Source organism: Massilia sp. CT11-108 (assembly GCF_047302915.1).
Classification (GTDB): Bacteria; Pseudomonadota; Gammaproteobacteria; order Burkholderiales; family Burkholderiaceae_D; genus Telluria; species Telluria orientalis.
Map to the genome: position 1 here is coordinate 1 of NZ_JBKYMO010001364.1, position 340 is coordinate 340.

General features: G+C 72.1%; 1 protein-coding gene. It reads left to right on the plus strand.

Annotated features, from left to right (window positions below; all coding sequences use genetic code 11):
* Positions 1–47 precede the first annotated feature (47 nt).
* Positions 48–340 (plus strand): hypothetical protein (locus tag ACEN88_RS34810; protein ID WP_413346981.1); only part of this gene is annotated, 293 nt, incomplete at its 3' end.

Below are 340 nucleotides of genomic sequence, written 5' to 3' on the forward strand. Positions count from 1 at the left end.
TGGCGCGCCTATCCTTCGCCGAACCGCGGACGCTCGACCCGGACGTCATGCGCCGCCACCTCTTTTCCGACGACCTGCCCGATGCCGACTATGCCCGCTTCGAGCGCCGCGTGCAGGGCGAGTCGCGCCACGTGGGCATCGAACTGCAGGGCTGGCGGCCGTTCGCGCCGATGCCCTGGCAGGCGCCGCCCATGTTCGTGCTGGGCGGCCAGGACGACCGCTTCATCCGTCCCGACGCCGTGCGCGGCACCGCGACCTACTACGGCGTGAAACCGCACCTCGTGCCGCAGCTGGCGCACGCGCTGATGCTCGATCCGCACTGGGAAGGCGCAGCCCGGCC